This window comes from Mesobacterium pallidum (genome assembly GCF_019966535.1).
Taxonomy (GTDB): domain Bacteria; phylum Pseudomonadota; class Alphaproteobacteria; order Rhodobacterales; family Rhodobacteraceae; genus Mesobacterium; species Mesobacterium pallidum.
In genome coordinates this window covers 186,070-209,604 of record NZ_JAIMID010000008.1, presented here as the reverse complement: position 1 = coordinate 209,604, position 23,535 = coordinate 186,070, and the positions used below count along the sequence as shown (strand labels likewise).

General features: G+C 67.6%; 22 protein-coding genes and 2 pseudogenes. 17 read left to right on the top strand and 7 right to left on the bottom strand.

Translation table 11 applies throughout. From position 1 onward, the window contains the following. The first annotated feature begins 89 nt into the window (after window positions 1-89). A complete protein-coding gene (locus tag MF270_RS13735; protein WP_238366469.1) occupies window positions 90-545 on the top strand; it encodes a CoxG family protein in 456 nt (151 codons plus the stop codon). A 158-nt stretch (window positions 546-703) separates the two neighbouring features. On the opposite strand, the gene MF270_RS13730 is transcribed toward MF270_RS13735, so the two are convergent. Both MF270_RS13730 and MF270_RS13725 read right to left on the bottom strand, forming a co-directional pair. Continuing rightward, window positions 704-1,105 (bottom strand): globin domain-containing protein, encoded by a 402-nt coding sequence (locus tag MF270_RS13730; protein ID WP_238366468.1) that lies wholly within the window; start codon window positions 1,103-1,105, stop codon window positions 704-706. 59 nt (window positions 1,106-1,164) lie between these two features. Continuing rightward, window positions 1,165-2,778: a hypothetical protein gene (locus tag MF270_RS13725; protein ID WP_238366467.1), complete on the bottom strand. Its 1,614-nt coding sequence runs from the start codon at window positions 2,776-2,778 to the stop codon at window positions 1,165-1,167. Window positions 2,779-3,034: 256 nt separating this feature from the next. On the opposite strand from MF270_RS13725, the gene MF270_RS13720 reads away from it, so the two are divergent. Genes MF270_RS13720 through MF270_RS13685 form a run of 8 tightly spaced genes read left to right on the top strand, consistent with a single transcriptional unit; the run spans window position 3,035 to window position 10,216 of the window. After that, window positions 3,035-3,307 carry a hypothetical protein gene (locus tag MF270_RS13720; protein WP_238366466.1) on the top strand — a complete coding sequence of 91 codons (273 nt, stop codon included), beginning with the start codon at window positions 3,035-3,037 and terminating at the stop codon, window positions 3,305-3,307. Continuing rightward, window positions 3,304-3,669 carry a response regulator gene (locus MF270_RS13715; protein ID WP_238366465.1) on the top strand — a complete coding sequence of 122 codons (366 nt, stop codon included), beginning with the start codon at window positions 3,304-3,306 and terminating at the stop codon, window positions 3,667-3,669. The genes MF270_RS13720 and MF270_RS13715 overlap by 4 nt, the downstream gene beginning before the upstream one ends. Beyond that, window positions 3,669-5,555 carry a chemotaxis protein CheA gene (locus MF270_RS13710; protein WP_238366464.1) on the top strand — a complete coding sequence of 629 codons (1,887 nt, stop codon included), beginning with the start codon at window positions 3,669-3,671 and terminating at the stop codon, window positions 5,553-5,555. The genes MF270_RS13715 and MF270_RS13710 overlap by 1 nt, the downstream gene beginning before the upstream one ends. Further along, complete coding sequence (locus MF270_RS13705) at window positions 5,555-6,064, top strand: chemotaxis protein CheW (RefSeq protein WP_238366463.1); 510 nt, start codon at window positions 5,555-5,557, stop codon at window positions 6,062-6,064. Before MF270_RS13710 ends, MF270_RS13705 begins: the two co-directional genes overlap by 1 nt. Before the next feature lie 10 nt (window positions 6,065-6,074). Beyond that, window positions 6,075-7,736 carry a methyl-accepting chemotaxis protein gene (locus tag MF270_RS13700; RefSeq protein ID WP_238366462.1) on the top strand — a complete coding sequence of 554 codons (1,662 nt, stop codon included), beginning with the start codon at window positions 6,075-6,077 and terminating at the stop codon, window positions 7,734-7,736. Further along, window positions 7,726-8,265 carry a chemotaxis protein CheW gene (locus MF270_RS13695; protein WP_238366461.1) on the top strand — a complete coding sequence of 180 codons (540 nt, stop codon included), beginning with the start codon at window positions 7,726-7,728 and terminating at the stop codon, window positions 8,263-8,265. The genes MF270_RS13700 and MF270_RS13695 overlap by 11 nt, the downstream gene beginning before the upstream one ends. After that, entirely contained in the window at window positions 8,253-9,101 is an 849-nt protein-coding gene (locus MF270_RS13690; protein WP_238366460.1) for a CheR family methyltransferase, read from the top strand. The genes MF270_RS13695 and MF270_RS13690 overlap by 13 nt, the downstream gene beginning before the upstream one ends. After that, complete coding sequence (locus MF270_RS13685; protein WP_238366459.1) at window positions 9,101-10,216, top strand: protein-glutamate methylesterase/protein-glutamine glutaminase; 1,116 nt, start codon at window positions 9,101-9,103, stop codon at window positions 10,214-10,216. The genes MF270_RS13690 and MF270_RS13685 overlap by 1 nt, the downstream gene beginning before the upstream one ends. Before the next feature lie 151 nt (window positions 10,217-10,367). Here MF270_RS13685 and MF270_RS13680 read toward each other — a convergent pair. Further along, window positions 10,368-10,571 (bottom strand): annotated as a pseudogene (locus MF270_RS13680) (IS3 family transposase); the annotation flags it as partial. Between MF270_RS13680 and MF270_RS13675 the strand changes: the two are divergent. Together MF270_RS13675 and MF270_RS13670 are read left to right on the top strand one after the other, a co-directional pair. Continuing rightward, window positions 10,570-10,819: pseudogene (locus MF270_RS13675) on the top strand (IS66 family transposase); the annotation flags it as partial. The pseudogenes MF270_RS13680 and MF270_RS13675 overlap by 2 nt on opposite strands. 126 nt (window positions 10,820-10,945) lie before the next feature. Further along, window positions 10,946-12,358: an FAD-dependent oxidoreductase gene (locus MF270_RS13670; RefSeq protein ID WP_238366458.1), complete on the top strand. Its 1,413-nt coding sequence runs from the start codon at window positions 10,946-10,948 to the stop codon at window positions 12,356-12,358. Here the strand turns inward: MF270_RS13670 and MF270_RS13665 are convergent. After that, window positions 12,355-12,852 (bottom strand): MarR family transcriptional regulator, encoded by a 498-nt coding sequence (locus tag MF270_RS13665; RefSeq protein ID WP_238366457.1) that lies wholly within the window; start codon window positions 12,850-12,852, stop codon window positions 12,355-12,357. The two genes, MF270_RS13670 and MF270_RS13665, sit on opposite strands and share 4 nt — an antisense overlap. Before the next feature lie 251 nt (window positions 12,853-13,103). Here MF270_RS13665 and MF270_RS13660 point away from each other — a divergent pair, with 251 nt between their 5' ends. The 6 genes from MF270_RS13660 to MF270_RS13635 all read left to right on the top strand — a co-directional run bounded on the left by MF270_RS13660 (window position 13,104) and on the right by MF270_RS13635 (window position 20,473). Continuing rightward, window positions 13,104-14,378, top strand: a complete 1,275-nt coding sequence (locus tag MF270_RS13660) for an aconitase X (protein ID WP_238366456.1) — start codon at window positions 13,104-13,106, stop codon at window positions 14,376-14,378. After that, window positions 14,375-14,809, top strand: coding sequence for an aconitase X swivel domain-containing protein (locus tag MF270_RS13655; RefSeq protein ID WP_238366455.1), 435 nt, complete (start codon window positions 14,375-14,377; stop codon window positions 14,807-14,809). Before MF270_RS13660 ends, MF270_RS13655 begins: the two co-directional genes overlap by 4 nt. 95 nt (window positions 14,810-14,904) lie before the next feature. Further along, complete coding sequence (locus MF270_RS13650) at window positions 14,905-16,104, top strand: TAXI family TRAP transporter solute-binding subunit (RefSeq protein WP_238366454.1); 1,200 nt, start codon at window positions 14,905-14,907, stop codon at window positions 16,102-16,104. A gap of 86 nt (window positions 16,105-16,190) precedes the next feature. Then, complete coding sequence (locus tag MF270_RS13645) at window positions 16,191-18,179, top strand: TRAP transporter permease (protein WP_238366453.1); 1,989 nt, start codon at window positions 16,191-16,193, stop codon at window positions 18,177-18,179. Window positions 18,180-18,244: 65 nt separating this feature from the next. Then, window positions 18,245-19,561, top strand: a complete 1,317-nt coding sequence (locus MF270_RS13640) for an FAD-dependent oxidoreductase (RefSeq protein ID WP_238366452.1) — start codon at window positions 18,245-18,247, stop codon at window positions 19,559-19,561. Window positions 19,562-19,585: 24 nt separating this feature from the next. Further along, window positions 19,586-20,473, top strand: coding sequence for a TauD/TfdA dioxygenase family protein (locus MF270_RS13635; protein ID WP_238366451.1), 888 nt, complete (start codon window positions 19,586-19,588; stop codon window positions 20,471-20,473). Between the two features lie 15 nt (window positions 20,474-20,488). On the opposite strand, the gene MF270_RS13630 is transcribed toward MF270_RS13635, so the two are convergent. From MF270_RS13630 to MF270_RS13620, 3 genes are read right to left on the bottom strand one after another with little or no spacing between them, the layout of a single operon-like run. Then, the gene (locus MF270_RS13630) at window positions 20,489-21,400 is read right to left on the bottom strand and encodes a LysR family transcriptional regulator (RefSeq protein WP_238366450.1); all 912 of its coding nucleotides are present in this window, start codon (window positions 21,398-21,400) and stop codon (window positions 20,489-20,491) included. 3 nt (window positions 21,401-21,403) lie between these two features. After that, window positions 21,404-22,405, bottom strand: a complete 1,002-nt coding sequence (locus MF270_RS13625) for a LacI family DNA-binding transcriptional regulator (RefSeq protein WP_238366449.1) — start codon at window positions 22,403-22,405, stop codon at window positions 21,404-21,406. A 53-nt stretch (window positions 22,406-22,458) separates the two neighbouring features. After that, complete coding sequence (locus MF270_RS13620; protein ID WP_238366448.1) at window positions 22,459-23,532, bottom strand: ABC transporter ATP-binding protein; 1,074 nt, start codon at window positions 23,530-23,532, stop codon at window positions 22,459-22,461. Between the last annotated feature and the right edge of the window lie 3 nt (window positions 23,533-23,535).

Genomic DNA, 23,535 nt, shown 5'->3' with positions numbered 1-23,535 from the left:
CCGCCTCTGGCGCCGCGCCGCCCCGACAAAGGACCAGGCCGAACTGCTGGCCTCCATCAAGTTTCCCTGTTGCTGAGAAGGACAAGACCATGGAACTGACCGAAGAAATCACCATCAACGCGCCGAAGGCCAAGGTCTATGCCGCGCTCAACGATCCCGAGGTGCTGCGGCGCTGCATTCCCGGCTGCGAAGAGCTGATCAAGCATTCGGACGAAGACCTCGAGGCCCGGGTCGTACTGAAGGTCGGGCCGGTGAAGGCGAAGTTCGGCGGCACCGTCACGCTTGACACCTCGGGCGCACCGGATGCCTTTTCGCTGACCGGACAAGGCAATGGCGGTGCTGCGGGCCATGCCAGGGGCGGCGCGGATGTGACCCTGACCGAAGTCGATCCCGAGACCACCGTGCTGCGCTACGAGGCCAAGGCCGAGGTTGCAGGCAAGCTGGCCCAGCTGGGCAGCCGACTGATTCAGGGCACGGCCAGGAAACTGTCCACAAAGTTCTTCGACAGCTTCGCGGAGGTGGTGGAAGAACGGATCGACAGTTGAGGCCGGCCCGGGCGGGCAACGCGCGGGCGGCCCGCCACGCCGGCCCCGCGCGCTGCGTTACACGAGGTCAGGATCGGGATGTCCGATGCCCATGCGGAACCAGACTGCGGGCCCCCGCTTCCGGTCAACCGGGCCATGCGACGGGGCCGCAGGTGACCTCAGGCGGATAGCATGATCCGGGCGACGATGGCATAGGCGCGCTGCCAGCCAAGCCGGGCGGTCGGGGTCATGTTCGGCCCGGCGACCCTGGCAATCGTTTCAATCAGGACCTCGCCCACCAGGTGATAATGCTCTGCCGTCGCGCCCAGGTTCGCATGAAACCGACCGAGGTCCCGGATGGTCGGCACGAGTCCGTCCAGGTTGTCCAGCCCGTCGACCACGATGGCCAGCGTCTCCATCAGCTTGCGGCCCTGGATCTTGGGCGAACTGGAGAACATGGGCCGCACCTGTGGCGCGCGCTTGAACAGCTCTTCGTAGAACAGCTCTCCGGTGCGGTCACGTTCGCCCGCGACGGCAAGCCAGGTGGACCGAATTGCAAAGATCTCGTCTTTCGTGAGCATGGGCTGCGCGTCCTTTCCATGTGTCGTTTGTACGGCGTCGGGCCGCGTTCGGTGACGGATCATGACATGTGACCCGCATGGCCGCCGGTGCAGATGCGATCATGAATGTCCCGCTCCTCGGGCACCGAGTAGAGCGTGCGCATCACGGCGGCGGCGGCCATGGCGTCGGGATCCGCCACGGCCTGCGGGCGTCGCGCCCGACGCTGCGGGTCCGACAGGTCGGACCCGGCGGCGATGATGGCATCGACCGTGGCGCGCTGGTTGGACAGACGCTGGCCGATCTGACGCAGCTCGGCGACCGTGGCCGCCCCGGCCACCATCAACCCGGCAAGGCTGGCGTCGAAGTCGCGCCACAGGGCAAGCGGCCGGGCCAGCCCGCCCAGCTGGTCGCTGATGTCGTCGAGGTCATGGGTCATTTGACGGGCGTCGCGCATGCCGGCCGTCTCGATCATGTCGCGGATGCCTTCGATCCCGCGCACGATTTCGACCCGCGAAGCCAGGCAGGCATCGACCAGCTCGCCGGTCTGGCGGGCCACCGTCGACAGCACGGCCGAGTTGCCGGCAAAGTTGCGCCCTCGGAGCGAGACATTGTAGCTGCCCATCTTCATGTCCTGGTCGATCCCGGCCTGGTCGGCGAGGATGGAATCCATCTTGATGACCGTTGTCCGCATCTCGGCCAGCCGCCGCTCGAGCGCGCGGCGCTCGGTCCGCAAGGCGTAGAGCTTGGCCAGCACGCCGCCGGCCTGCCCTTCGAGAGTGGCGAGCAGGCGCGACAGTTCCGAGCCCTCGCGCAGGCTGCTCACCCGGCCGAGAAGGTGGCCCATGTCGGCGGAAATCGTGTCGATGTCGCCGCCCAGCTGCGACAGGTCCCTGTCAAGCGCCCGCGCGGCCCCGACCAGCTGCGCCGCGCCGATGTCGCGGATCAAGTCCGCCGTCAGCGGCGCGGGCGCGGAGCCGAGCCGGCGCAGCGCCTCGGCCACGTGCTCGAGTCGCTGGCGAAAACTGTCGCCGACCTGAAGTGACGAGATGCAGGAACTCGTCCCCGAATGCAGGCGCTGGGTCACCTGGTTCAGCCCGCGCGAATCCTCGAGGGCCGCCTGCAGGGCGGGCGCGATCCGGGACGCCATCGTTTCCAGCATGCTGCAAGATTTCGCCAAGGGTTTCAGCCCCTTGCTCCGCAGGTTCTTCTGCTGGTCCAGGATGGCCCTGATGGTTTTCAAGAGCGACATCGCGCACCCGTCGAGCACCTCGTAGCCCTGCAGGCTTTGCTTGGTCAGCATGCCCAGCTCGTGCGAAAAGGCCTGCTTGTCGGCAAGGCCCAGCTCGGCTTCGACCACGCGGGCCGTGCTTGAATAGGATTCCAGCATGCGCACCTGGCTCGAGAGGCTGCCCAGCGGGCCGTCAAGTTCGACAACGCCCATCATGATGCGGGTCGAGTCGGAGAACTCGCGGTCGACCGAAGCGGTCGTTTCTTCCAGCCCGCCTGCCAGGCCGTCAAGACCGCGCTGAATCGTCTGCGCAGAGAGCCCCTCCAGCCCCGCCTCGTAGGCACGCAGGCACTCCGTCAGCTCCATCAGCTTGTCGCGCCCGGCCAGCAGGGCATCGGCGGCCAGGATGAAGGCACCGTCGATCGCGCCGGCCTCGGCATCGAGCAGCGCAACGACGCGTGGCAAATCGGCCCGGTCCGCGTCCGGGCTGGCGTGCTGATTCCTGTCGTGCCGCGACGCAAACATCCGCGCCCAATCCCCCTGCTGCCGGTGACCCGGCCCTGCCGGACCCGGGCAGCCATGCGCCGTTTCGGGGCGACCCTAGCCCGCCAATCTTCACACCGGGTAAATGTCGGCGACGTCATGGTCTTAGGGATCTGGAAATATCTGTTCCGTAAGAAAACCCGTGCAGCAGACCGCTTGGAACACGGGAGTACACGCCATGGACCTCAGGATCGGCGGGATCGAGGAAGGGAAAACCGCCCTTCTGGCGATCCTCGAAAAGGATCAACCAGCGGTCGCGCTGTCCGATACGGACGGGCTGGACGTCGCCGGAGCCCAGGTTCTGGCCGCCGCGGTGCTGACCGCACGGGCCGCCGGCCGTCCCCTGTCGGTGTCCATGCCGGAAGGCGGCGAGGCGCGGGCGCTGTGGCACGCGCTGGCGCTAGACGCGATCTGCAACCCCGACGCCTCTGCGCCGGAGGCAGCCGCATGAGCCGGCGGGTGCTTGTCGTGGACGATTCGGCCTCGGTCCGCCGGTTGATCGTCGGCACACTGCGCATGGCCGGCTTCGATCCCGTCGAGGCCGGGGATGGCGAAGAGGCGCTGGCCAAGGCGCGCGAAACCATGCCCTCTGCGGTGATCACCGACCAGAACATGCCGCGCCTCACGGGGATCGAGTTCATCCGCGCCTTCCGCCAGATGCCCGGAAGCGCCGGTGTGCCGGTCATCTTCCTGTCGACCGAGAACGCGGATGCGGTCAAGCAGCAGGCGCGGGCCGCCGGGGCCATCGGCTGGATGACCAAGCCCTTCGACGATCAGAAGCTGCTGGGCGTGGTCAAGAAGGTGCTGGGCTGATGACAAACGACGCCGACGCATTGTTCCTGGTCGAGGCCCGGCAACTGGTCGAAAGCCTCGAACAGGGGCTGCTTGACCTGAAATCCCGCCCGGACGACCGCGCCTTGATCGACGGCGTGTTCCGCGATCTGCACACGCTCAAGGGCACCGGCGCGATGTTCGGCCAGGTCGAGCTTGCGCAGTTCCTGCACGATTTCGAATCCGCTTTCGAGGCCGTGCGCGAGGGGCGGATTCCCGCGACACCGGCCTTGATCAACCTCGGCCTCAAGGCGCGCGACCACGTGACGACCCTGCTGGACGGGGGGCCTTCCGGTCCGGGGGCGGACCTGCTGGCGGACCTGCAGGATCTCGTCACCGGCGCGGGCGACGCCGCCGGCGTCGAGGCGCCAGACTGGTCGCTGACCTTCCACCTCGCGCCCGATTGCCTGGTGCTGGGCGCGCGCCCGCAGGGCCTGCTCGACGACCTGCGCTCGGTCGGCGCCAGCGGGATCGAACCGGTCCTCGGCCGCCTGCCCGACCTGCGGGCGATGCAGGCGGACCGGCTCTATATCGGCTGGCGCATGACCTTGCCGAGCACCCTGGACGAAGCCGCGATCCGCGACGTGTTCCTGTTCAACGAAGAGGGGCTCGAGTTCGACCTGCACCGGGACGGCAGCGCAGAGCCGCAGCCGGAAGAAGACCCACCCGCCGCGATGGCGGCACAGCCCAAGGGCCGCGAGAGGGCGATGATGCGCGTCCCGGCCGAACGGCTGGACGAGATGATGGACCGCGTGGGCGAGCTGGTGATAGCCGAGGCCCGGCTGGCCGAGATCGCCGCCCGGCTGGGCGATCCGAACCTGGTCGCCGTCGCCGAAGAGATCAAGCGCCTCGCCACCGGCATGCGCGAGACGACGATGAGCATCCGCATGACTCCGATCGGGTCGATCACCGGGCGCTTCCGGCGCCTGGTCCACGACCTGAACGACACGCTCGGCAAGGAGATCGCGCTCGAGATCGCGGGCGAGGAGACCGAGCTAGACAAGACCGTGATCGAGATGCTGGCCGATCCGCTGATGCATCTGATCCGCAACGCCGCCGACCACGGGCTCGAGCCGGCCGCCGACCGCCGTGCGCTTGGCAAGCCCGAGGCCGGGACGATCCGGCTTTCGGCGCGCTATTCCGGTGCCGAGGTGGTGATCACCCTGGCCGACGACGGTCGCGGGCTCGACACCGCGCGCATCCGTGCCCGGGCCGAAGCGCGCGGGCTGGTCGCGGCGGATGCCGAGCTGGACGAGGCGGCGATCCGCGCGCTGATCCTGGCGCCCGGCTTCTCGACCGCCGAGGCGGTGACCGAGCTGTCGGGGCGCGGCGTCGGCATGGACGTGGTCAAGCGCACGGTCGAGCAGTTGCGCGGCAGCATCGACATCGACAGCGAGCCGGGGCATGGCACGCAGATCCACATGCGGCTGCCGCTGACCCTGGCGATCATCGACGGGTTGCTGGTCGAGATCGCGGGCGAACGCTACACCATCCCGCTCGCGGCCGTGGAGCATATCATCGAGTTGCCCGACGAACATGCCACCGCCGGGAACCGGACCCGGTTCCTCGACATTCGCGACCAACTGGTGCCCTTCCTGCGGATGCGCGACCTGCTGGACAGTCCCGGCGATCCCGGTCCCTACCAGAAGGTCGTGGTCGTCACCGCCGGTGAGCTGCGGGTCGGCCTGACCGTCGACCGGATCATCGGCTCCAGCCAGACCGTCATCAAGCAGCTCTCGCCGCTGCATGCGTCGCTCAAGACCTTCTCAGGCGCGACGGTGCTGGGCGACGGATCGGTCGCGTTGATCCTCGACGTGCCGCAGCTGGTCGCCTTCGGACAAGGTCGCGACAGCATGGAGGCCGCGTGATGAGCCCCGTTACCGACCTGGCCGCGCGCCCAGGCGCCCGCGCAGACCGCACCATGGTCACCTTCAGCCTTGGCGGAGAGTTGGTCGCGATCCCGACCGCGGTGCTGCGCGAGGTGATCGAGCCGGGCACCATAACCCGCGTGCCCAACGCGCCCGGCTTTGCCGCCGCGCTGATCAACGTGCGCGGCATGGTGGTGCCGCTGACCGACCTGCGCATCCCGCTGCGGATGCCGGTCCGCCCGCCGGATGTGGACACGCGCATCCTGGTGCTCGACCTCGTGCTCGACGACATGCCCTGTGTCGTCGGCATGCTGGCCGAACTGGTCCACGAGGTGACCGAGGTGACCGGGACAAGCCTGGACGACGTGCCCGACGTGGGCGCGCGCTGGCCACGTCACTTCGTCCAGGCCATCGGCCGCAAGAACGGCCGCTTTTTCATCATTCCCGATCTCGATGCGATCTTTGCCTACCAGCTGGATGGCGCTGATCGCAAGACCACCTCCAGCTGAGGGCCCGCCGATGCGCTTTACCTTGAAACTGAAACTCTCGCTCACCCTGGCGGTGCTGGTGCTGGCCTCATTCGGGGCCTCGATGCTGGCGCTGAACAAGCTGGCAGGCATGCAGGACCGGATGATCGAAGTGGTCGATGTCACCGCCGAGCGGGTCCGTCTCGGCGAAGAACTCGGGTGCGAGCAATTGCGCGTGCAACGCGACGTGCGCGAGTACATCCTGGCTGAAACGGCGGCGAACAAACGGGACGTGATCGCGTCGATGGATGCGGCCCGCAGCCGGCACGACGACTACCTGCGCGCGATGCGGACCATCGCGTCGGAAGAAGGCCAGGCACGCCTCGACACCTACGAGGAAATCCTCGGGCGCATCCGGGACATCAACGGCCGCGCGATGGAACGGTCCGAGAGCGGCGACAACCTGGGCGCCTTCCGGCTGGTCAACGGCGAAGGGAAAGCCGCCTGGCGCGAGATGGAGGCCGAGATCGACAGCATCCTGACCACCAACCGCCAGGGAATGGTGGATGCGGGCACGGCGGCGGCGGCGAATTACGCGGGCGCGCGTAACCTCACGATCGGCATCATGGTGGCGATCGGTGTGCTTTCGGTCGCGGCGGGCCTGTGGATCGTGATGACCATCTCGGCCGGTCTGACCCGGGCGATCAACCTCAGCCGCAAGGTCGCCTCGGGGGATCTGACCCAAACGGTGCAGGTCCGGTCGAACGACGAGATCGCGGACCTGCTGTCTTCGATGAACGAGATGACCGAGAACCTGCGCCGCGTCGTCGGCGAGGTCACCAGCGGCGCGGGCCAGGTCGCCTCCGGTTCAGCCGAAATGGCCTCGACCGCCGAGCAGCTGAGCCAGGGCGCGACCGAACAGGCTTCGTCGACCGAGGAGGCGTCGAGCTCGGTCGAGCAGATGACCGCCAGCATCAAGCAGACCGCCGACAATGCCGGCCAGACCGAGGCGATGGCCCGCAAGTCTGCCTCCGACGCGCGCGATTCGGGCCGCGCCGTGGCCGAGGCGGTCGAGGCGATGAAGACCATCGCCGAGCGGATCATGGTGGTGCAGGAGATCGCCCGCCAGACCGACCTGCTGGCACTGAATGCCGCGGTCGAGGCCGCTCGCGCGGGCGAGCATGGCCGCGGCTTTGCCGTCGTCGCCTCCGAGGTGCGCAAGCTGGCCGAACGCAGCCAGACTGCCGCGGGCGAGATCTCGTCGCTGTCCGGCAACACGGTGCGTGCCGCGGAAGAGGCCGGCAAGATGCTCGAGGGGCTGGTGCCCGACATCGAGCGGACCTCGGAACTGGTGAGCCAGATCAGCTCTGCCAGCCAGGAACTCGCCGCGGGCGCGACGCAGGTCAACCTGGCCATCCAGCAGCTCGACAAGGTCACGCAGGAAAACACCTCCGCCTCCGAGGAAATGTCGGCCACGGCCGAAGAGCTGTCGGCGCAATCCGAGACGCTGCGGGCCTCGATCGCCTATTTCCGCACCGACGATCGCGGCACCGTGGCAGCCCCGGCGCCGGCAAGAACGGGGCGCATGTCCAAGCCCAGGCGCAAGTCGCGGGCCATGTCGGGCGGCGGGTTCGATTTCGACATGTCCGGCGGAGAGGACGATCTGGATGCCGAATTCACCCGTTTAGCGCCCGGAAAGTCCGATGCAGCCTGACGTGGCGACGGCAGATGCGCGCGGCCGGACACGGGCCGACACGGTGGTCACCTTCTCGGTCTCGGGCTCGCTCTTTGCCGTCGAGGTGGGCATCGTGCAGGAGATCCTGTCGCCGCAGGAACCGACCCGCCTGCCCAATGCCCCGGCCTACCTGCTGGGCCTGATCGACGTGCGTGGCGCCTCGGTCCCGCTGGTCGACCTGCGCTGCCTGCTGGGCGAGCCGATGCGCGACGAGGACGAGAACACGCGCATCCTGCTGCTGGCGCTCACCGTGGGCGGGCGTCAGCACCGTGTGGCCATGCGTGTCGACCAGGTGATCGAGGTCGCCGCCCTGGACGACGACGGTCGGATCGACCCGGTGCACGAGGCCGAGATGCTGTCGTGGGATCCGCGTGCCATCTGGGGGATCGGCCGCCGCGACGGAGTCATCACCACATTGCTCAATGCCGACACGATCTTCGATCCCGCGGTCATCGTGGCCGCCCGTTCGCGCAGCGCCGACAAGCCCGCCGGATCATGTCCGAGCTGATGCAAGCCGACCTCAGGGCCCGGTTTCGCGAAACGATCTATCGCGAGACAGGGATCCGGATGCCGGACAGCAAGGATCACCTGATCGTCTCGCGGCTGCGCAAGCGACTGCTCGAAACCGGCTACGGGACGCTCGACGATTACCTGCGCTACCTCTTCGAACAGGGCGGGATGGCGGACGAATGGGAAAACATCGTCGACCTCGTCACCACGAACAAGACGGATTTCTTTCGTGAGTCCAGGCATTTTGACATCCTGGTGTCGCGAGTCATCCCCGAGGCGCTGGAACGGGTCCGGCCCGGTGCGGTGGCCCGATTCCGGCTCTGGAGCGCGGCCGCCTCGACCGGGGCCGAGGCCTATACCGCCGCGATGCTGCTGGCGGATGCGGCCTTCGCCGACCGGCGCCTCGACTGGGCGGTGCTGGGGACCGACATCTCGACCGGGGTGCTCGAGCAGGCGGCGCGGGCGATCTACCCGGCGTCCCAGCTGGCCGACGTGCCGGCGGAGATGCGGGCGCGCTACCTGATGCGTGGCAAGGGTCCAAAGGGCGCAACGCGGATGCGGTTCGCGCCCGAGATCCGGTCGCGGGTGCGCTTTGCCTGGCTGAACCTGATCGATCCGCCCTTTGACGTGGCCCGGCAGCTTGACGCGATCTTCCTGCGCAACGTGCTGATCTACTTCGACGCCGCGGAACAGGCGCGGGTCGTACACAATGTCGCGGGCCATCTCAGGCCGGGCGGCTGGTTCTTCGTCGGCCACGCCGAATCGATGATCGTGCAGGAAGTGGGCCTCGAGCAGGTCGCACCGGGGGCGTTTCGCAGAAGGGTGACAGGCTGATGTGTCCGAACTCCGTTCCGATCGAGGTCATGATCGTCGACGACAGCGCCGCGGCGCGCGCGGGGCTGGCCAAGCTGCTGTCCGCCGACAGCGGGATCCGCGTGGTCTCCATGGCCCGCGATGCCTTTGAGGCGGCCGACATGATGCGCCGGGACCTGCCCGATGTCATGCTGCTCGACCTGGCGTTGCCACGCATGGACGGGCTCAGTTTCCTGCGACGGATCATGGCGCAGCATCCCTTGCCGGTCGTGGTCTGTTCCAGCTTTACCGCCGAAGGGTCCGAGAACGCGATGCGCGCGCTCGAATGCGGCGCGGCCGAGGTGGTGGCCAAGCCGCGCCTGCGCAGCGCGGCCGACTGGGCCGAGGCCGAGGTGGTGCTGTGCGACGCGGTCCACGCGGCGGCCTCCACCCATCCCCGCCGCAAGGCCAGGCCCGGCCCCAAAGTGCTGAGCCCGGGGCCCAAGCTGACCGCCGATGTCATCCTGCCGCCGCTGCCGGCGCGTCCCAACGCGGGGCCGCCGAACGGCCATGTCATCGCGATCGGGGCCTCGACCGGCGGCACCGAGGCGCTGGTCACCGTGCTTGCCGCGCTGCCCGCCGACCTGCCGCCGATCGTCATCGTTCAGCACATGCCCGAGCATTTCACAGAGACCTTCGCGCGGCGCCTCGACGGGCTGTGCCGCCTGTCCGTCGCCGAGGCGCGCGGCGGAGAGCGCCCCGAGCCGGGCCAGGCGCTGATCGCGCAGGGCAACCGCCACATGATGCTGCGGCGCAGCGGAGCCGGATACCTGATCGAGCTGGCCGATGGTCCGGCCGTTTCGCGCCATCGTCCGTCCGTCGATGTCCTGTTTCGTTCGGTCGCGCAGTCGGCCGGCGACAAGGCCCTGGGGGTCGTGTTGACCGGCATGGGTGACGACGGGGCACGCGGTCTGCTCGAGATGCGGCAATCCGGTGCCGAGACCTTTGTCCAGGACGAGGCGAGCTGCGTGGTCTTCGGAATGCCCAAGGAGGCGCTGGCCATGGGCGGCGCGACCGTTCAGAAGCCGCTGACCAAGATCGCCTCGGAGATCGCCGGCTGGGTGCACAAGACCAAGCCCGCCCACAGGTCGGGCTAGGGCGGTCCCCTTGCCGCAACGCCACGCAGGACACCGCCCCAAGCCCCGGTGGTCGCGCAGTCTTCGTGGCCGCGCGTCATCACCGCCATCGACGTGAGCTCGGTCCCGCAGCACGTCGGGAACAGGCGTTGCCGTTATGGAGTGGCCGCGCGCGCAGGTCCGAGGGCGAGGTGTCCGCCACCAAGGCCGGGCATTCCCGACTGTCGTCGTCAACCCCGGCCAGAACTCGGAACCTCCTGCCATCCGTGAGCGCGCCGCTCACGAAGTCGGGGCTCCGGCGCTGGTTGGGGGCACCTGACGCCAGCATCGGCCTGCACGACCCTAGCGCCCGTTTCTGGCCGCCCCGGCGGAGCACTCCGCACCGAGCCGGTGTCGCAAGAAAGCCGTCCCCGGGCGAAGTGCTTGCCAACAGGGCAAAATACCGGGACGGCCTCGGCCTGTTCCTGACCGATGGCCGGATCGCGCTTGGCAACAGCACCGTCGAACAGACCATCCGCCCCATCGCGTTGAACCGAAAAACCCCTCTTTGCCGGTCACAAGCCGGGGGCCGATAACCGGGCCGTCGTCGCCGCGTTGATCGAGATCTGCAGACCGGACGCCGTCAGAAGCGTCGCACGCGATCATGGCCGCATGGACCCGGCGATCGCGGCACAGCCCGTTGCCCCGGATTGACAGGATGTAGTTGCCAAAATAATTGTCTTGATAAGTTTATTGGGGAGGAGGCCCGACATGATCGCTCTCGAGCAAGGCACGATCCACCAGCCCGCGCGGGACCTGCCGCTTGCCTACACGGCCGACGTGGTGGTGGTCGGCGCCGGACCCTCGGGCTTTGCCGCCGCGCTCAAGGCCGCGCGGATGGGGGCCAGCGTCGTCGTGGTGGACAAGCTGGACATGCCGGGCGGAGTGCATACCTCGGGCCTGCAGGGCCATGCCGGCGAGGGGATCGGCGGCATCCATTCCGAGCTGATGGAGCGCTTTGCCGCCCATGGCTACATCTACCGCGCCGATGCGCGCAGCCATGCGAACTGGGCCGGCAACCCGTTGTCGCATTACGAGCGGCGCAAGCGGCCCGGTGACGATTTCATCCGCCTGTCCTTCAACCCCGAGGGGTCGGGCAGCGTGATGGCGCAGATGCTGCACGAGGCCGGGGCCCATGCGCTATATGATACGCGCTTCGTCGATTGCATCACCGCGGAAGGCCGGATCGAGGCCATCGTGGTCGAGAACAACAGCGGGCGCTTTGCGATCTCGGGCAAGATCTTTGTCGACGGGTCGGGCACCGGACTGCTGGCGGCCGCGGCGGGCGTGCCCTATGTCTCGGGCGGCGGCGGCCAGCCAGACGGGTCGGACTGGGACGGCATCCACCGGCCGGTCCCCGGCGGCTTGCTCTGGACGCTGCATGGCGTCGACCTGCCCGCCCTCACCCGCCACCAGGACCAGGCCCGCGACCCCTTGCTGCAAAAGGTCATCGCCGAGGCGCGGGCCGCGGGCGACATCCCCGAAGGCCTCTACCGCCCCGAGATGGCGGGCGAGAACGTCTATGCCAGCATGTATATCGGCCACCCGACGCTGGACATGAGCCCGATGGCGGCGCCCGGCACCTACTGCCTGTGGCAGAACGTGCCCTACGAGCTGGGCCTGCACATGGACGAAAGCGGCGAGGACAATTCGCTGGCCATGCGCTTCTTGCGCGGCTTCATCGATGCCGAGGCGCGGTTCCTGAAAAAGTACGTGCCTGGGTTCGACAAATCGACCATCGGCAGCGTCGGGCGCTACGTGGGCGTGCGCGACGGGCGCCACCCGGTCGGCGAACATGTTTTCACGCTGGACGACGCGCGCGAGGGCCGGGTCTTTGCCGATGCGGTGACCGAGCCGATGACCAAGCCGTTCTACTGGGACCGCTACACGCCCTATACCTTCACCGTGCCCTACCGCTGTTTCCTGCCGAAAAAGGTCGACAACCTGCTGCTGGCCGGGGCCTCGCTGTCCTTCACCTACGAGACGCTGTTCATGGTGATGCGCAACTTTCCCTGGACCACGCTGACGGGCGAGATCGCCGGTTTTGCCGCCGCGCGCTGCATCGAGAGGAAGATCGGCCCGAAAGAGCTGGACTGGACCGCGCCCTACGGACCCGGCGGCTAGGGCGCCGGGCGGGTCAGGTGGGGATGGCGCTGCGGCACGGCGGCCAAGGTTTCCAGCAGGTCGCCGACCTGGGCGAGGGCCGCCGCCTCGGGCGTGGCCTGGAACTCGGCCGTGCGCGCCTCGATCAACTGGCCGACGCGGATCACGATGTCCCGCCCCGGCGGCGTCAACGACACCTGCGCCCGGCGCTGATCGGTGCCCGAGGCCGTGCGTTCGACGAACCCCAGCTTGACTAGCTCGTTCAGCACCCGGCTGACATTGGGCGGCTGCATGAAGGCCCGCGCGGCCAGTTCGGACGGCTCGAGGAACGGCGCGTCGTAAAGGTTCCGCAGCACCCGCCATTGCCGTTCGGTGATCCCCGATTCCTTGAACAGCGGGCGGTAAAGCTGCATGATCGCCTCCCGCGCGCGAAGCAGTCGCACAGGCAGGGACTCGGCCAGGCTGCGGGCCGGGGCCCAGGTGTCCCCGTCCGGGGTCTTTGCGATATCGGTCATGCTTTGGTGCGGAGCTGGGCCTTGGGATGTCGGGTCATACTGGGGTCTTATGTTGGGTACATGAAGCGCCGGACCATGGCAACTTGCGCTCGTATTCCCCGCGGCAATCAAACCGAAAGGTGTATCCGCCCTGCCTGCCCGGACGGCTTAACCTTTCTCAAAACAAGAAAACTGATAGTCAATATTAGCTGTTATCAAGAAAGATAAGCGGGGTTAACCTGATTTCATGCCGGCATTCTTTGGGAGGGGACATGCAGCTTACCGATACCGAGAAAGCCATGCGTGACGGGGCCAGCGGCCCCGCGGTCGCGCGCGCCATGGACCTGCTGATCCGCTACGGCAAGGCGCTGGGGGCCGAGCGGCTGGTCGAGACGCGCAATGTCGCGGGCGCCTTCAACGCCTCGACCCCCTCGGTTCGCGATCTGGCCAGGCAGGGCATGGACAAGGTCTTCTCGGAACTGAACCTCGACAGCGACGAGGAGGTCGAGGTGCCGCGCATGGCGGTCCCGACCTGCCAGCTGATCACCGGCATCGACATGGACAACCACGCGCTTCAGGGCGCCGACCCAGAACTGGTCGAGATGCAGCGCCAGAACGAAAAATACCTGGGCAAGCGCGGCGTCAACATGATGTGCACCTGCACCCCCTACCAGGTCGGCAACGTGCCGGTGAAAGGCGAACATTGCGCCTGGATGGAAAGCTCGGCGGTGATCTACTGCAACTCGGTCCTCGGGGCGCGCACCAATGTCGAGGGCAAGGAAAGCACCGGCGCGGCCGGGCTGACCGGGCGCATCCCCTATTGGGGCCTGCACGATCCCGCCAACCGTCGCGCCAACCGCCTGATCCGCGTCGAGACCGAGGTGGACGACATGGCCGACTGGGGCGTGCTGGGCTATTTCACCGGCTTCGAAGTCGAAGAGAACAGGCCCGCATTCGACGGGTTGACCCACCTGCCCGACCTGGTGAAGCTCAAGCATTTCGGCGCCGCCGCGGCGTCTTCGGGCGGGGTCGAGATGTACCACATGCCGGGCATTACGCCCGAGGCGCCCAGCATGGACGCGGCCTTTGGCGGCACCGAGCGCCCCGAGGCCATTGTCTTTGACGAGGCCGCCAAGCGCCGCACCTGGGCGCGGCTGCAGAACGCGACCGACCGCAAGCTCGACTTTGTCATGCTGGGCTGCCCGCACAATTCCATCGAACAGATGTCGCTGGTGGCCGAACTGCTCGAGGGCCGCAAGATCCACCCCGACACGGCGCTGTGGGTCCATACGCCCCGCGCCATCCGCCAGATCGCGGACCGGTCGGGCTATACCGACGTGATCCGCGCCGCGGGCGGAGAGGTCATGTCGGACACCTGCCCGTCGATCTCGCGCCGCCTGCCCAAGGGCGTCCGCGTCATCGCCACCGACAGCGCCAAGCAGGCGCATTACCTGCCCGCCATTGCCAAGGTGCAGGGCTGGTTCGGATCGGTCCGGCAATGTGTCGACAGCGCCGTGGCAGGCGAATGGCTGGGGGTGGTGCAATGACCGAGACCAAGGCCCGCACCATCACGCTCCATGGCCGCACGGTCGTCGGCGGCAAGGCCAGTGCCACGGCGCTGGTGACCACGCAGACGATCTCGGGCTGGGGCGGCATCAACGAACGCGACGGGTCGGTGATCGAACTGCACCACGAGCTGAACGGGCAAAGCTTTGCCGGCAAGGTGCTGGTCTTTCCCGGCGCCAAGGGCAGCTCGGGCTGGTCGGCCTATTTCCACATGTGCCGCCTGAACGGCACGGCGCCGGCGGCGATGATCTTTACCCGCATGACCACCAAGATCGCCCTTGGCGCGGTGGTGACGCGGGTGCCGACGGTCACCGACCTCGACGGCGATCCGTTCGAATTGATCGAAACGGGCGATCTGGTGGAGGTCGATGCCGACACCGGAAAGGTGACGATCACCAAGTCCCGAGACTGACAGGATTCCCGGCCCGGCGTGCGGAGGAGGACCCGCGCCGGAGCACCGGACCGAAAGGGGCAGAGGCCCCGCACAACAAGGAGGAGGAAATTCCAATGCTGAAACGCGCAACCCACCTGCTGGCAGGCGCCGCCCTGGCCCTTGGCCTCGGGGCGACGACCGCCGCGGCGCAGGATTACGACTGGCCCGACTATTTCTCGGTCGTCACGCCCATCGTCGGCACTGCGAACCACTCGCTGGCCGTGGCCTGGACGGCGGAATTCTCGGCCCAGACCGCCAGCCGCGCCCGCGTGCTGCCCGCGCCCAACGGCTATGCCCGGGCCGAGTGGCTGAACACCGGCGAGGGCCTGATCGCGATGATCCAAGCCAGCGACTATTTCGACATCATGGACGCGAACGAAGGCTACGCCACCCCGCAAAGCGGCCCCTCGGACAGCCGCGTGGCCGTGATGAACATGATCACCCCCTGGGGCTACATGGTGCGCGGCGACAGCGACATCCAAAGCTTTGACGACATCGGCCCGGGCACGCGGATCGCGTTCTCGCCCTCGTCGTCCTTCCTTGTTGCGGGGGTCGATGCGCTGCTGGCCTATCGCGGCCTCACCCGCGACGACGTGGAGCTGGTCGAGGTTGGCAATTACGGCGCCAACACCCGGATCACGGTCGAAGGCCGCGCCGACGTGACCTTTACCTCGCCGCTCTCCGGCACCAGCTACGAGGCCGAGGCGAACCCGCAGGGCATCCGCTGGCTGCCCCTGCCCGCGCGCGATGCCGACCCCGAGGCCTATGACCGCTACCGCGCGATCCATCCCGGCTACGTGCCGGCGTCGATCACCTCGGGCGTGACCAGTTCGCAGGGGTTGAACATGGACCACGCCTACCAGGCCAACCACGTTCTGGCCGGCGATCATGACGACTTCGTCTACAACCTCGCCAAGTGGCTCGACGAGCATCACGGCGATTTCGCGGATGACTTCACCCATGCCAAGATGATGTCGATGGGCAGCCTGCAAAGCTTCCTCGACGTGGGCGCGCTGCAACCGATCCACGACGGCGCGATCCGCTATCTCAAGGAAAAGGGCGTCTGGACCGAGGCGCACCAGGCCCGGCAGGACAAGCTGGTCGAGCTGGCCGAGGCGCGCGTTGCCCTGTGGCAGGAAACCCTGGCCGAGGCCAAGGACAAGGGCATCGACGTCGCCCCCGACAGCGAAGCCTTCGCCGAACTCTGGCACGCCAAGCGTGACGCGGCCAGCGGCGGCAAGACCTATGGAGAGCTGGTCCTCTCGATCGAGTGACCCCGCCTTCGGGCCGCCCCTTTCCCGGGCGGCCCTCCCCTTCCCCCTGATCCAGTGACCGGCCCCCCGTGGCCGAAGGATACGACATGAGCACCGATCCCAGATCCGAAACCCGCGCCCTCACCGACGAGGAGACGGCCGCCGCAGCTGCCGCCGCCGTGCCCGAAAGCTTCCGCGACCAGGCCGAAGAGCGTTGGCAATCCATGCCCGAATGGGTGCGCGCACTGGTGCTGCTCATGTCCGCCGCCGGGGTCGCCCTGTCGGTCGTCTACATCTTTGCCATCGTGCCGATGCTGGACCTGACCTATTACTTCCTGCTGATGGCGGCCTTCCTGCCCGTGGTCTTCCTGCTGCTGCCCGCCTGGAAGGGCGAGGGCCGGGTCACCTGGGCCAGCTACGCCCCCGCCATCGCGATCTGCGGGTTGACGCTGTTCATGGCCTGGCAGGCGCGGGGCCTTGTCTTCGGCACCTGGGTGCCGGTCAAGGAGACCTGGCAGCTTGTCGTCGCCGCCTCGATCTTCGTGCTGGTGCTGGATGCCGCGCGCCGGTCGGGCGGGTACATCTTCCTGGTGATCGTGGTCGCGCTGGCGCTTTACCCGGTCTACGCCTTCTACATGCCCGGCATCCTTTGGGGGCCGCCGACGACGCTGGCACGCACCATCGCCTTCAACGTCTTTTCCGGCGATGCCATGCTGGGGGTCGTGACGCGGGTGGTGGGCGAGCTGATCATCGGCTTCCTGATCCTCGCCGCCCTCATGGTCGCGACCGGTGCCGCCGATTTCTTCCTGCAACTGGCCATGGCGCTCATGGGCACCTCGCGCGGCGGGGCGGCCAAGGTGTCGGTGCTGGCCTCGGGCTTCTTCGGCTCGCTCTCGGGGTCGATCTTCGGCAACGTGGTCTCGACCGGGTCGGTCACCATCCCGTCGATGAAAAAGGCGGGCTTTCCCGGCCATTACGCCGGCGCTTTGGAAGCCTGCGCCTCGACCGGCGGGATGCTCATGCCGCCGGTGATGGGGGCCGTCGCCTTCATCATGGCCGATTTCACCAACACCGAATACCGCGTGATCGTGCTGGCCGCGCTGATCCCCTCGCTGCTCTATTACTTCGGCCTTTACTGCCACGTCGACGGGTTCGCCGCGCGCCACGGGCTCAAGGGCCTCAAGCGCGCCGACCTGCCCCGCGCCCGCGAAGTGCTGAAAGACGGCTGGCCCTTCCTCGTCGTGCTCGCCTTCCTCGTCTGGGGCCTCGTCTTCATGCGGTGGGAGCGTCTGACGCCCTTCTACGCCTCGGCCCTGCTGCTGGTGCTGACCACGCTGCATCCGCGCCTGCGCATCCGCCTGTCGCGCATCCCGGAACTCTTCTACCAGGTCACCAAGCTGCTCAGCCAGACCATGGGCCTGCTGCTTCCCACCAGTTTCATCCTGGGCGGGCTGATGGCCACGGGCGTCGCCCCGGTGATCGCCGCCAGCCTGGTGCGCATGGGCGGCGACGGGCTGATCCCTGTCCTCGCCATCGGCATCGGCGTCTGCCTGATCTTCGGGATGCTGGGCATGATCGTGGCCGCCTACCTGATGTTGGCGCTGACGCTGGCCCCCGCGCTGGAACAGATCGCCGGGCTCAACACGCTCGCCATCCACATGTTCATCGCCTATTACGCCTCGCTCGCGGCGATCACGCCGCCGGTCGCGTTGGCCGCCTTCCTCGCCTCGCGCATCTCGGACAGCGACCCGATCAAGACCTCGGTGCACGCGGCGCGGCTGGGGATCGTGCTGTACTTCGTACCGATCTTCTTCCTGTTCGAGCCGGCGCTGATCCTGCAGGGCCCGTTCCACCTGACCGTGATCTGGACGGTGATGAACATCCTGGCCGTCATGACCATCGCCGCCGCCTCCGAGGGCTACGTGCCCTGGCGCGGCAAGCTGTCGGGCTGGGCGCGCATCCCGCTGTTCGCCTGCGGGTTGATCATCGGCTTTCCCGAATGGACCAGCACCGCCATCGGCCTTGTGATCGCCGCCGCGCTGGTCCTGATGGCCAGCCAGCCCGCGGCGCGCGAGGCCCCGGCCAACGCCGCCTGACATCCTGCGGGGCGCCCGCGCCCCCACCGCCACATCCTGACCTGACCCGAAACGGAGAGACACCCATGTCCTACGGCCGCCCGATCAATCCCGCGACCCGCGTTGTCCGCCACGACGGATCGGTCCTGCACCGAGAGCTCGAGGTCGACCTCTGCGTCATCGGCGCCGGCATCTCGGGCACGACCACCGCGCTCGAGGCCGCCAAGCTGGGCAAGACCGTCGCCATCGTCGATGGCCTGCCGGCGCTGGGCGGGCAGGCGGTGAACTCGATCATCGGCACCTTCTGCGGGCTCTATCGCAACGGCACACACGGGCACCGGTTCACCTTCGGTATCGCGGACGAGATGCTGGCCTACCTCGAGGCGAACGATGCCTGCTACTACCGCCACGGCCCCATGACCACGGTGGTGCATTACAACGAGGTCGCCCTGTCGCGCTGGGTCGAGACCTCGCTGGACGCGGCCGGCGTGATCCCGATCACCGGCGCCATCCTGCGCGAGGTGGACCGCGACGGCCGCCGCATCACCGCTGCCAAGCTGGTGACGCGCTACGGCGACGTGACCATCCGGGCCGAGGGCTTTGCCGATTGTTCGGGCGATGCCGCGCTGGCCTACCTTGCCGGCCTCGAATGCCGCGAGCCCGAGGAGAAGGTCTTTGGCACCCAGCAATGCGTGGTAGAGGGGCTGAACATCGAGGTCGACCCGCCCGAGCGCGACGAGCTGTCGGAGCGTATCGCACAAAAGGCCAAGGAGTACGGGCTGGTGCGCCACGGCGGCATCGCCTTCTACTTTCCGGGCAAGGACGTGGCGGTTCTGAACATGACCCACCTCGAAACCCCGCTCGACCCGATCGCGGCGTCGAAGATGGGCCAGATCGGCAAGGACCAGGTGGATCGCGGCATCCAGTTGCTGAAGGACGAATACCCCGATTTCTTCGGCAACATCCGCGTGCGCAGCTACGGCTTTCCCGGCATCCGCCAGACCCGCTGGATCAAGGGCGCGCATCACCTCGTCGTGGACGAGGTGGTCGGCCAGAAGAAGTTCGACGACGCCATCGGCCGCACCGCCTGGCCGATCGAGCTGCACAATGCGCCCGAAGGCTTCGTGTGGGAGACCTTTGACGAGAACCACACCCACTACATCCCCTTCGGGTCGATGATCTGCCCCGAGGCGGACAATCTTGTCGCCGTGGGCCGCTGCATCGACGGCGACCCGGCGGCGCTGAGTTCGGTCCGCGTCATGGGCCCCTGCATGGCGCAGGGGATGGCGGCGGCGCAGGCGCTCGACATGGCGGGCTCGGGCTCGGTCCACCAGCTCGACATGCCGGCGTTGCAGGCGCGGCTTTCGGACAACCTGACCCGCACCGACGGTGTGGCCCCGTAACCCCAGAGAGAGGAGGAGAAGACGATGGAGACGAGACAGATAGAGAACGGCTTCGGCGTGGAGATCATCGGCGGGCTTGACGTGCTGAAGCCCCTGACCCCCGCCGAGGTGGCCGAGATCGACGCGCTGATGGACGAACATTCCATCGTCGTGATCCGCAACCAGCCGATGACGACCGACCAGCAGCTGGACTTCACCCGCCAGTTCGGCCCGCTGGACCAGGGCTTCAAGAAGGTCACGGCCAAGTGGAACACCAACACGCAGGTGACCCATGCCGAGGTCGGCGACATCTCGAACATCGGCCGCGACGGCAAGCCGGTGCCGCGCACCGACAAGCGGGTGCTGAACAACATCGCCAACCAGATGTGGCATTCCGACAGCTCGTTCCAGAAGCCGGCGGCCAAGTATTCCATGCTGCATTCGGTGCGGAACCCCAGCTGGGGCGGCGATACCGAGTTCACCGACCTCAAGGCCGCCTACGACGCGCTGGACGACCGGATGAAGGATTTCCTCGACGGTAAGGAGGCCGAGCATTACGCGCTGCATTCGCGCTTCCTGCTGGGCGACGACAGCTACACCGAGGAACAGAAGGCGGCGATCGAGCCCGCCTGGTGGCCCATCGTGCGGGTGAACCCGGCGACCGGGCGCAAGCACCTGTTCATCGGCGTCCATGCCCGGCAGATCGACGGCATGACCGTGCCAGAGGGGCGGATGATGCTGGCCGACCTGCTGGAACACGCCACGCAGCAGCAGTTCATCTATCGCCACAAGTGGCAGGTCGGCGACACGGTGATCTGGGACAACCGCGCGACGCTGCACCGGGGCCGCCACTTTGACCTCGACGAGCCGCGCGAGCTGCGCCGCACCACCACGCTGGACGACCAGGCACCCGAGCTGTCGCTGGCCTCGTGACCCCAAGCCGCCCCGTCACAGGGGCGGCACGGGCTCGTTCTCCCAGGGCGCTTCGGCGAAGTCCTTTTTCAGGAAATCCAGCAGCGCCGCCACCTCGGGGCGGTGCAGCTTGTTGTTCGGGATCATCGCCTTGAACCACAGCTGCGCGACCGGGAAATCGGGCAGCACCTCGACCAGCCGGCCCTCGGCCAGGTCCTCCTGCACCAGGAAGCCCGGTGCGATGCAGATGCCAAGGTGGTGCCGGGCGGCAAAGTGCAGAAGACGCGAGTCGTTGACCGTGAAGACCGGGTTCACCGTGACCGAGATCGGCCCGCCCTCGGATTCGAAGAACCAGGTCATGCCGGCGGCCACGTAGATGATGCAGCGATACGCGACCAGGTCGCCCGGGGACCTGGGCGTGCCATGCTTGGCCAGGAATTCGGGCGTTGAGACCAGCACGCGCGGGTAATAGCACAGCGGCACCTCGTGCACGCTGGCAAAGCTTTGCGGCAGACCACCAAGAGCAAGGTCGAACCCTTCCTCGAGCGGGTTGACCGCGCGGTCGATCAGCATCAGCTCGGTCGTGATCGACGGGTTCTGCGCCATGAACCGTGCGATGGACCGGCCCGCGAACAGCGTGCCCAGCGTCGTCGGCGCCTTGATCCGCAGGTGGCCGGCGAGGCCGGTGTCGGGCGGGGCGGCGCCGTCCAGCGCCTCTTCCAGCTGGCTGACCAGCAGTTGCAGGCGCGGGCGCAGGCGGTCCGCCTCTGCCGTCATGACCAGCGCGCGGGTGGACCGGACGAAGAGGCGGCTACCGATGTGATCCTCAAGCCGCCCGACCCGTTTCGTCACGACCGAGGGCGCGACCCCGATCTCGCGTGCGGCGGCGGAAAAGCTGCCCGTCCGCGCCGTGGCGAGAAAGGCCTTGATATCCACCAGCAGCGTCATGGCCTAACGCGTCGTGCCGCGTACGACCGGAACCGGGGGAAGGCGGATCTTGCGCACCTCGGTGTTGCCGTCCTCGATCGCGCCCAGCAATTCGCCCACCGCGGCCGAGACCATCTGGTTGATCGGCTGCCGGATGGTCGTGAGGTTGAAGGACGGCCAGCTGGCCTGCGGGATGTCGTCGAACCCGACCACGGCCACGTCCTCGGGGATGCGCAGGTTCAGCTCGTGCCGGATCACGTCCATCGCGGCCAGCGCCATGTGGTCGTCGCTGACGAACAGCGCATCGGGCGGCTCGGGCACGTCGAACAGGAGGCGCGTCGCATCAGCCGCGTCGGAATAGTGGAAGTTGCCGTCCTCGCGCGCATGCAGGTCGCGCCCCGCCTCGCGCAGCGCGTCGGTGAACCCAGCTTCGCGGTCGATCTGGGTCGAGGCGCCGCCGAAGCCCGCAAGATGCGCGATCCGCTTGGGGTTGCTGCGCAGCAACAGCTCGGCCGCCATCCGCCCCCCGGCGTAATTGTCCGACGTCACCGCCCGCAGCACGTCGTCGCGCTGGTCGCGGTTGAACAACAGCACCGGGATGCCCAGGCCATTGCACCGCTCGGCCAGGGTCGAGGAGATCGAGACCGAGACCATCACGATCCCGTCCACCCGGTAGCCCATGATCTCCTGGATCACGGGTTCCACGTCGCCGATGGTGTTCGACGCCATGAACAGCAGCACGTGGTAGCCGTTTTCCTGCAGCGCGATCGACAGCTTTTCGACCGCCTCGGGGTAGAACTGGTTCTCGAGGTAATAGACCACCAGCCCGATGATCCGGCTTTTCCCGGTGATCATCGCGCGGGCCAGCACGTTGGGGCGATACCCCAGCTCATCCGCGGCGACGCGGATCTTGTCGGCCATCTTTTTCGAGACCGAGGCGCCGGGCGTGAAGAACCGCGAGACAGCGGACTGGCTGACGCCGGCCTTTCGGGCCACGTCCACGGATGTTACCGGTTTACCGCTCACGTCTTTCTCCTGCACCCCGACGGTTAACCATGTACCCGGCAGGGGCGAACCTGTCACCCCTGCCCCGTCGCCGCGCGGACGGTGAGGTTCTGGCCGGTGGTCACGTCGAACAGGTGGCAGGTCTCGGGCGGGATCTGCGCGCGGATCGTGCTGCCGATCTCGGCCCGGAAATCCTTGGCCGCCTTGAGGTTGACCAGCACGCCGCCGACGCGGACGGCCACCATCGACGCCTCGCCCAGCAGTTCCAGCGCAAAGGCGGGGGCCACGAGGTCTCCGCCATCCGGCACCAGCGTCACGTCCTCGGCCCGGAAGCCCAGCGTCACCGGGCCGGACTGGCCCGTGGGCAGCCCTTCGAGCCGCAGGTTCTCTGCCTCGAACACGCCGTTCGCGATCGTCCCGTCGACCAGGTTCATGGCCGGAGAGCCGATGAAGCTGGCGACGAAGGTGTTGGCGGGGTTGTCGTAAATCTCGGTCGGGGTGGCGACCTGCTGCACGACGCCCTTGTTCATGACGACCACGCGGTCGGCCAGCGTCATCGCCTCGATCTGGTCGTGGGTCACGTAGATCGTCGTGGTCTTGAGCCGGTGCTGCAGGTTCTTGATCTCGGCCCGCGTCGACACCCGCAACTTGGCGTCGAGGTTCGACAAGGGCTCGTCCATCAGGAACACGGTGGGTTCGCGCACGATGGCGCGGCCCAGCGCGACCCGCTGGCGCTGCCCGCCCGACAGCTCGGCCGGGCGCCGGTCCAGGAGTTCAGTCAGGTCCACCATCTCGGCCGCCTTCATCACGCGGTCATGATGTTCCGACTTCGGGACCTTGCGGACCTTCAGCGGAAAGCGGATGTTCTCGTAGACCGTGAGGTTCGGATAAAGCCCGTAGCTTTGGAACACCATCGAGATGTCGCGGTCCTTGGGTTCGAGATCGTTGACGACGCGGCCGCCGATGATGATCTCGCCGTCGGTGATGTCCTCGAGCCCCGCGATCATGCGCATGGTCGTGGACTTGCCGCAGCCCGAGGGGCCCAGCAGCACCAGGAACTCGCGATCCGCGATATGCAGGTCGAACTTGTCGACGCCGACCACGTTGCCCCAGCGCTTGGAGATATTCTTGAGGTGGATGTCGGCCATGGT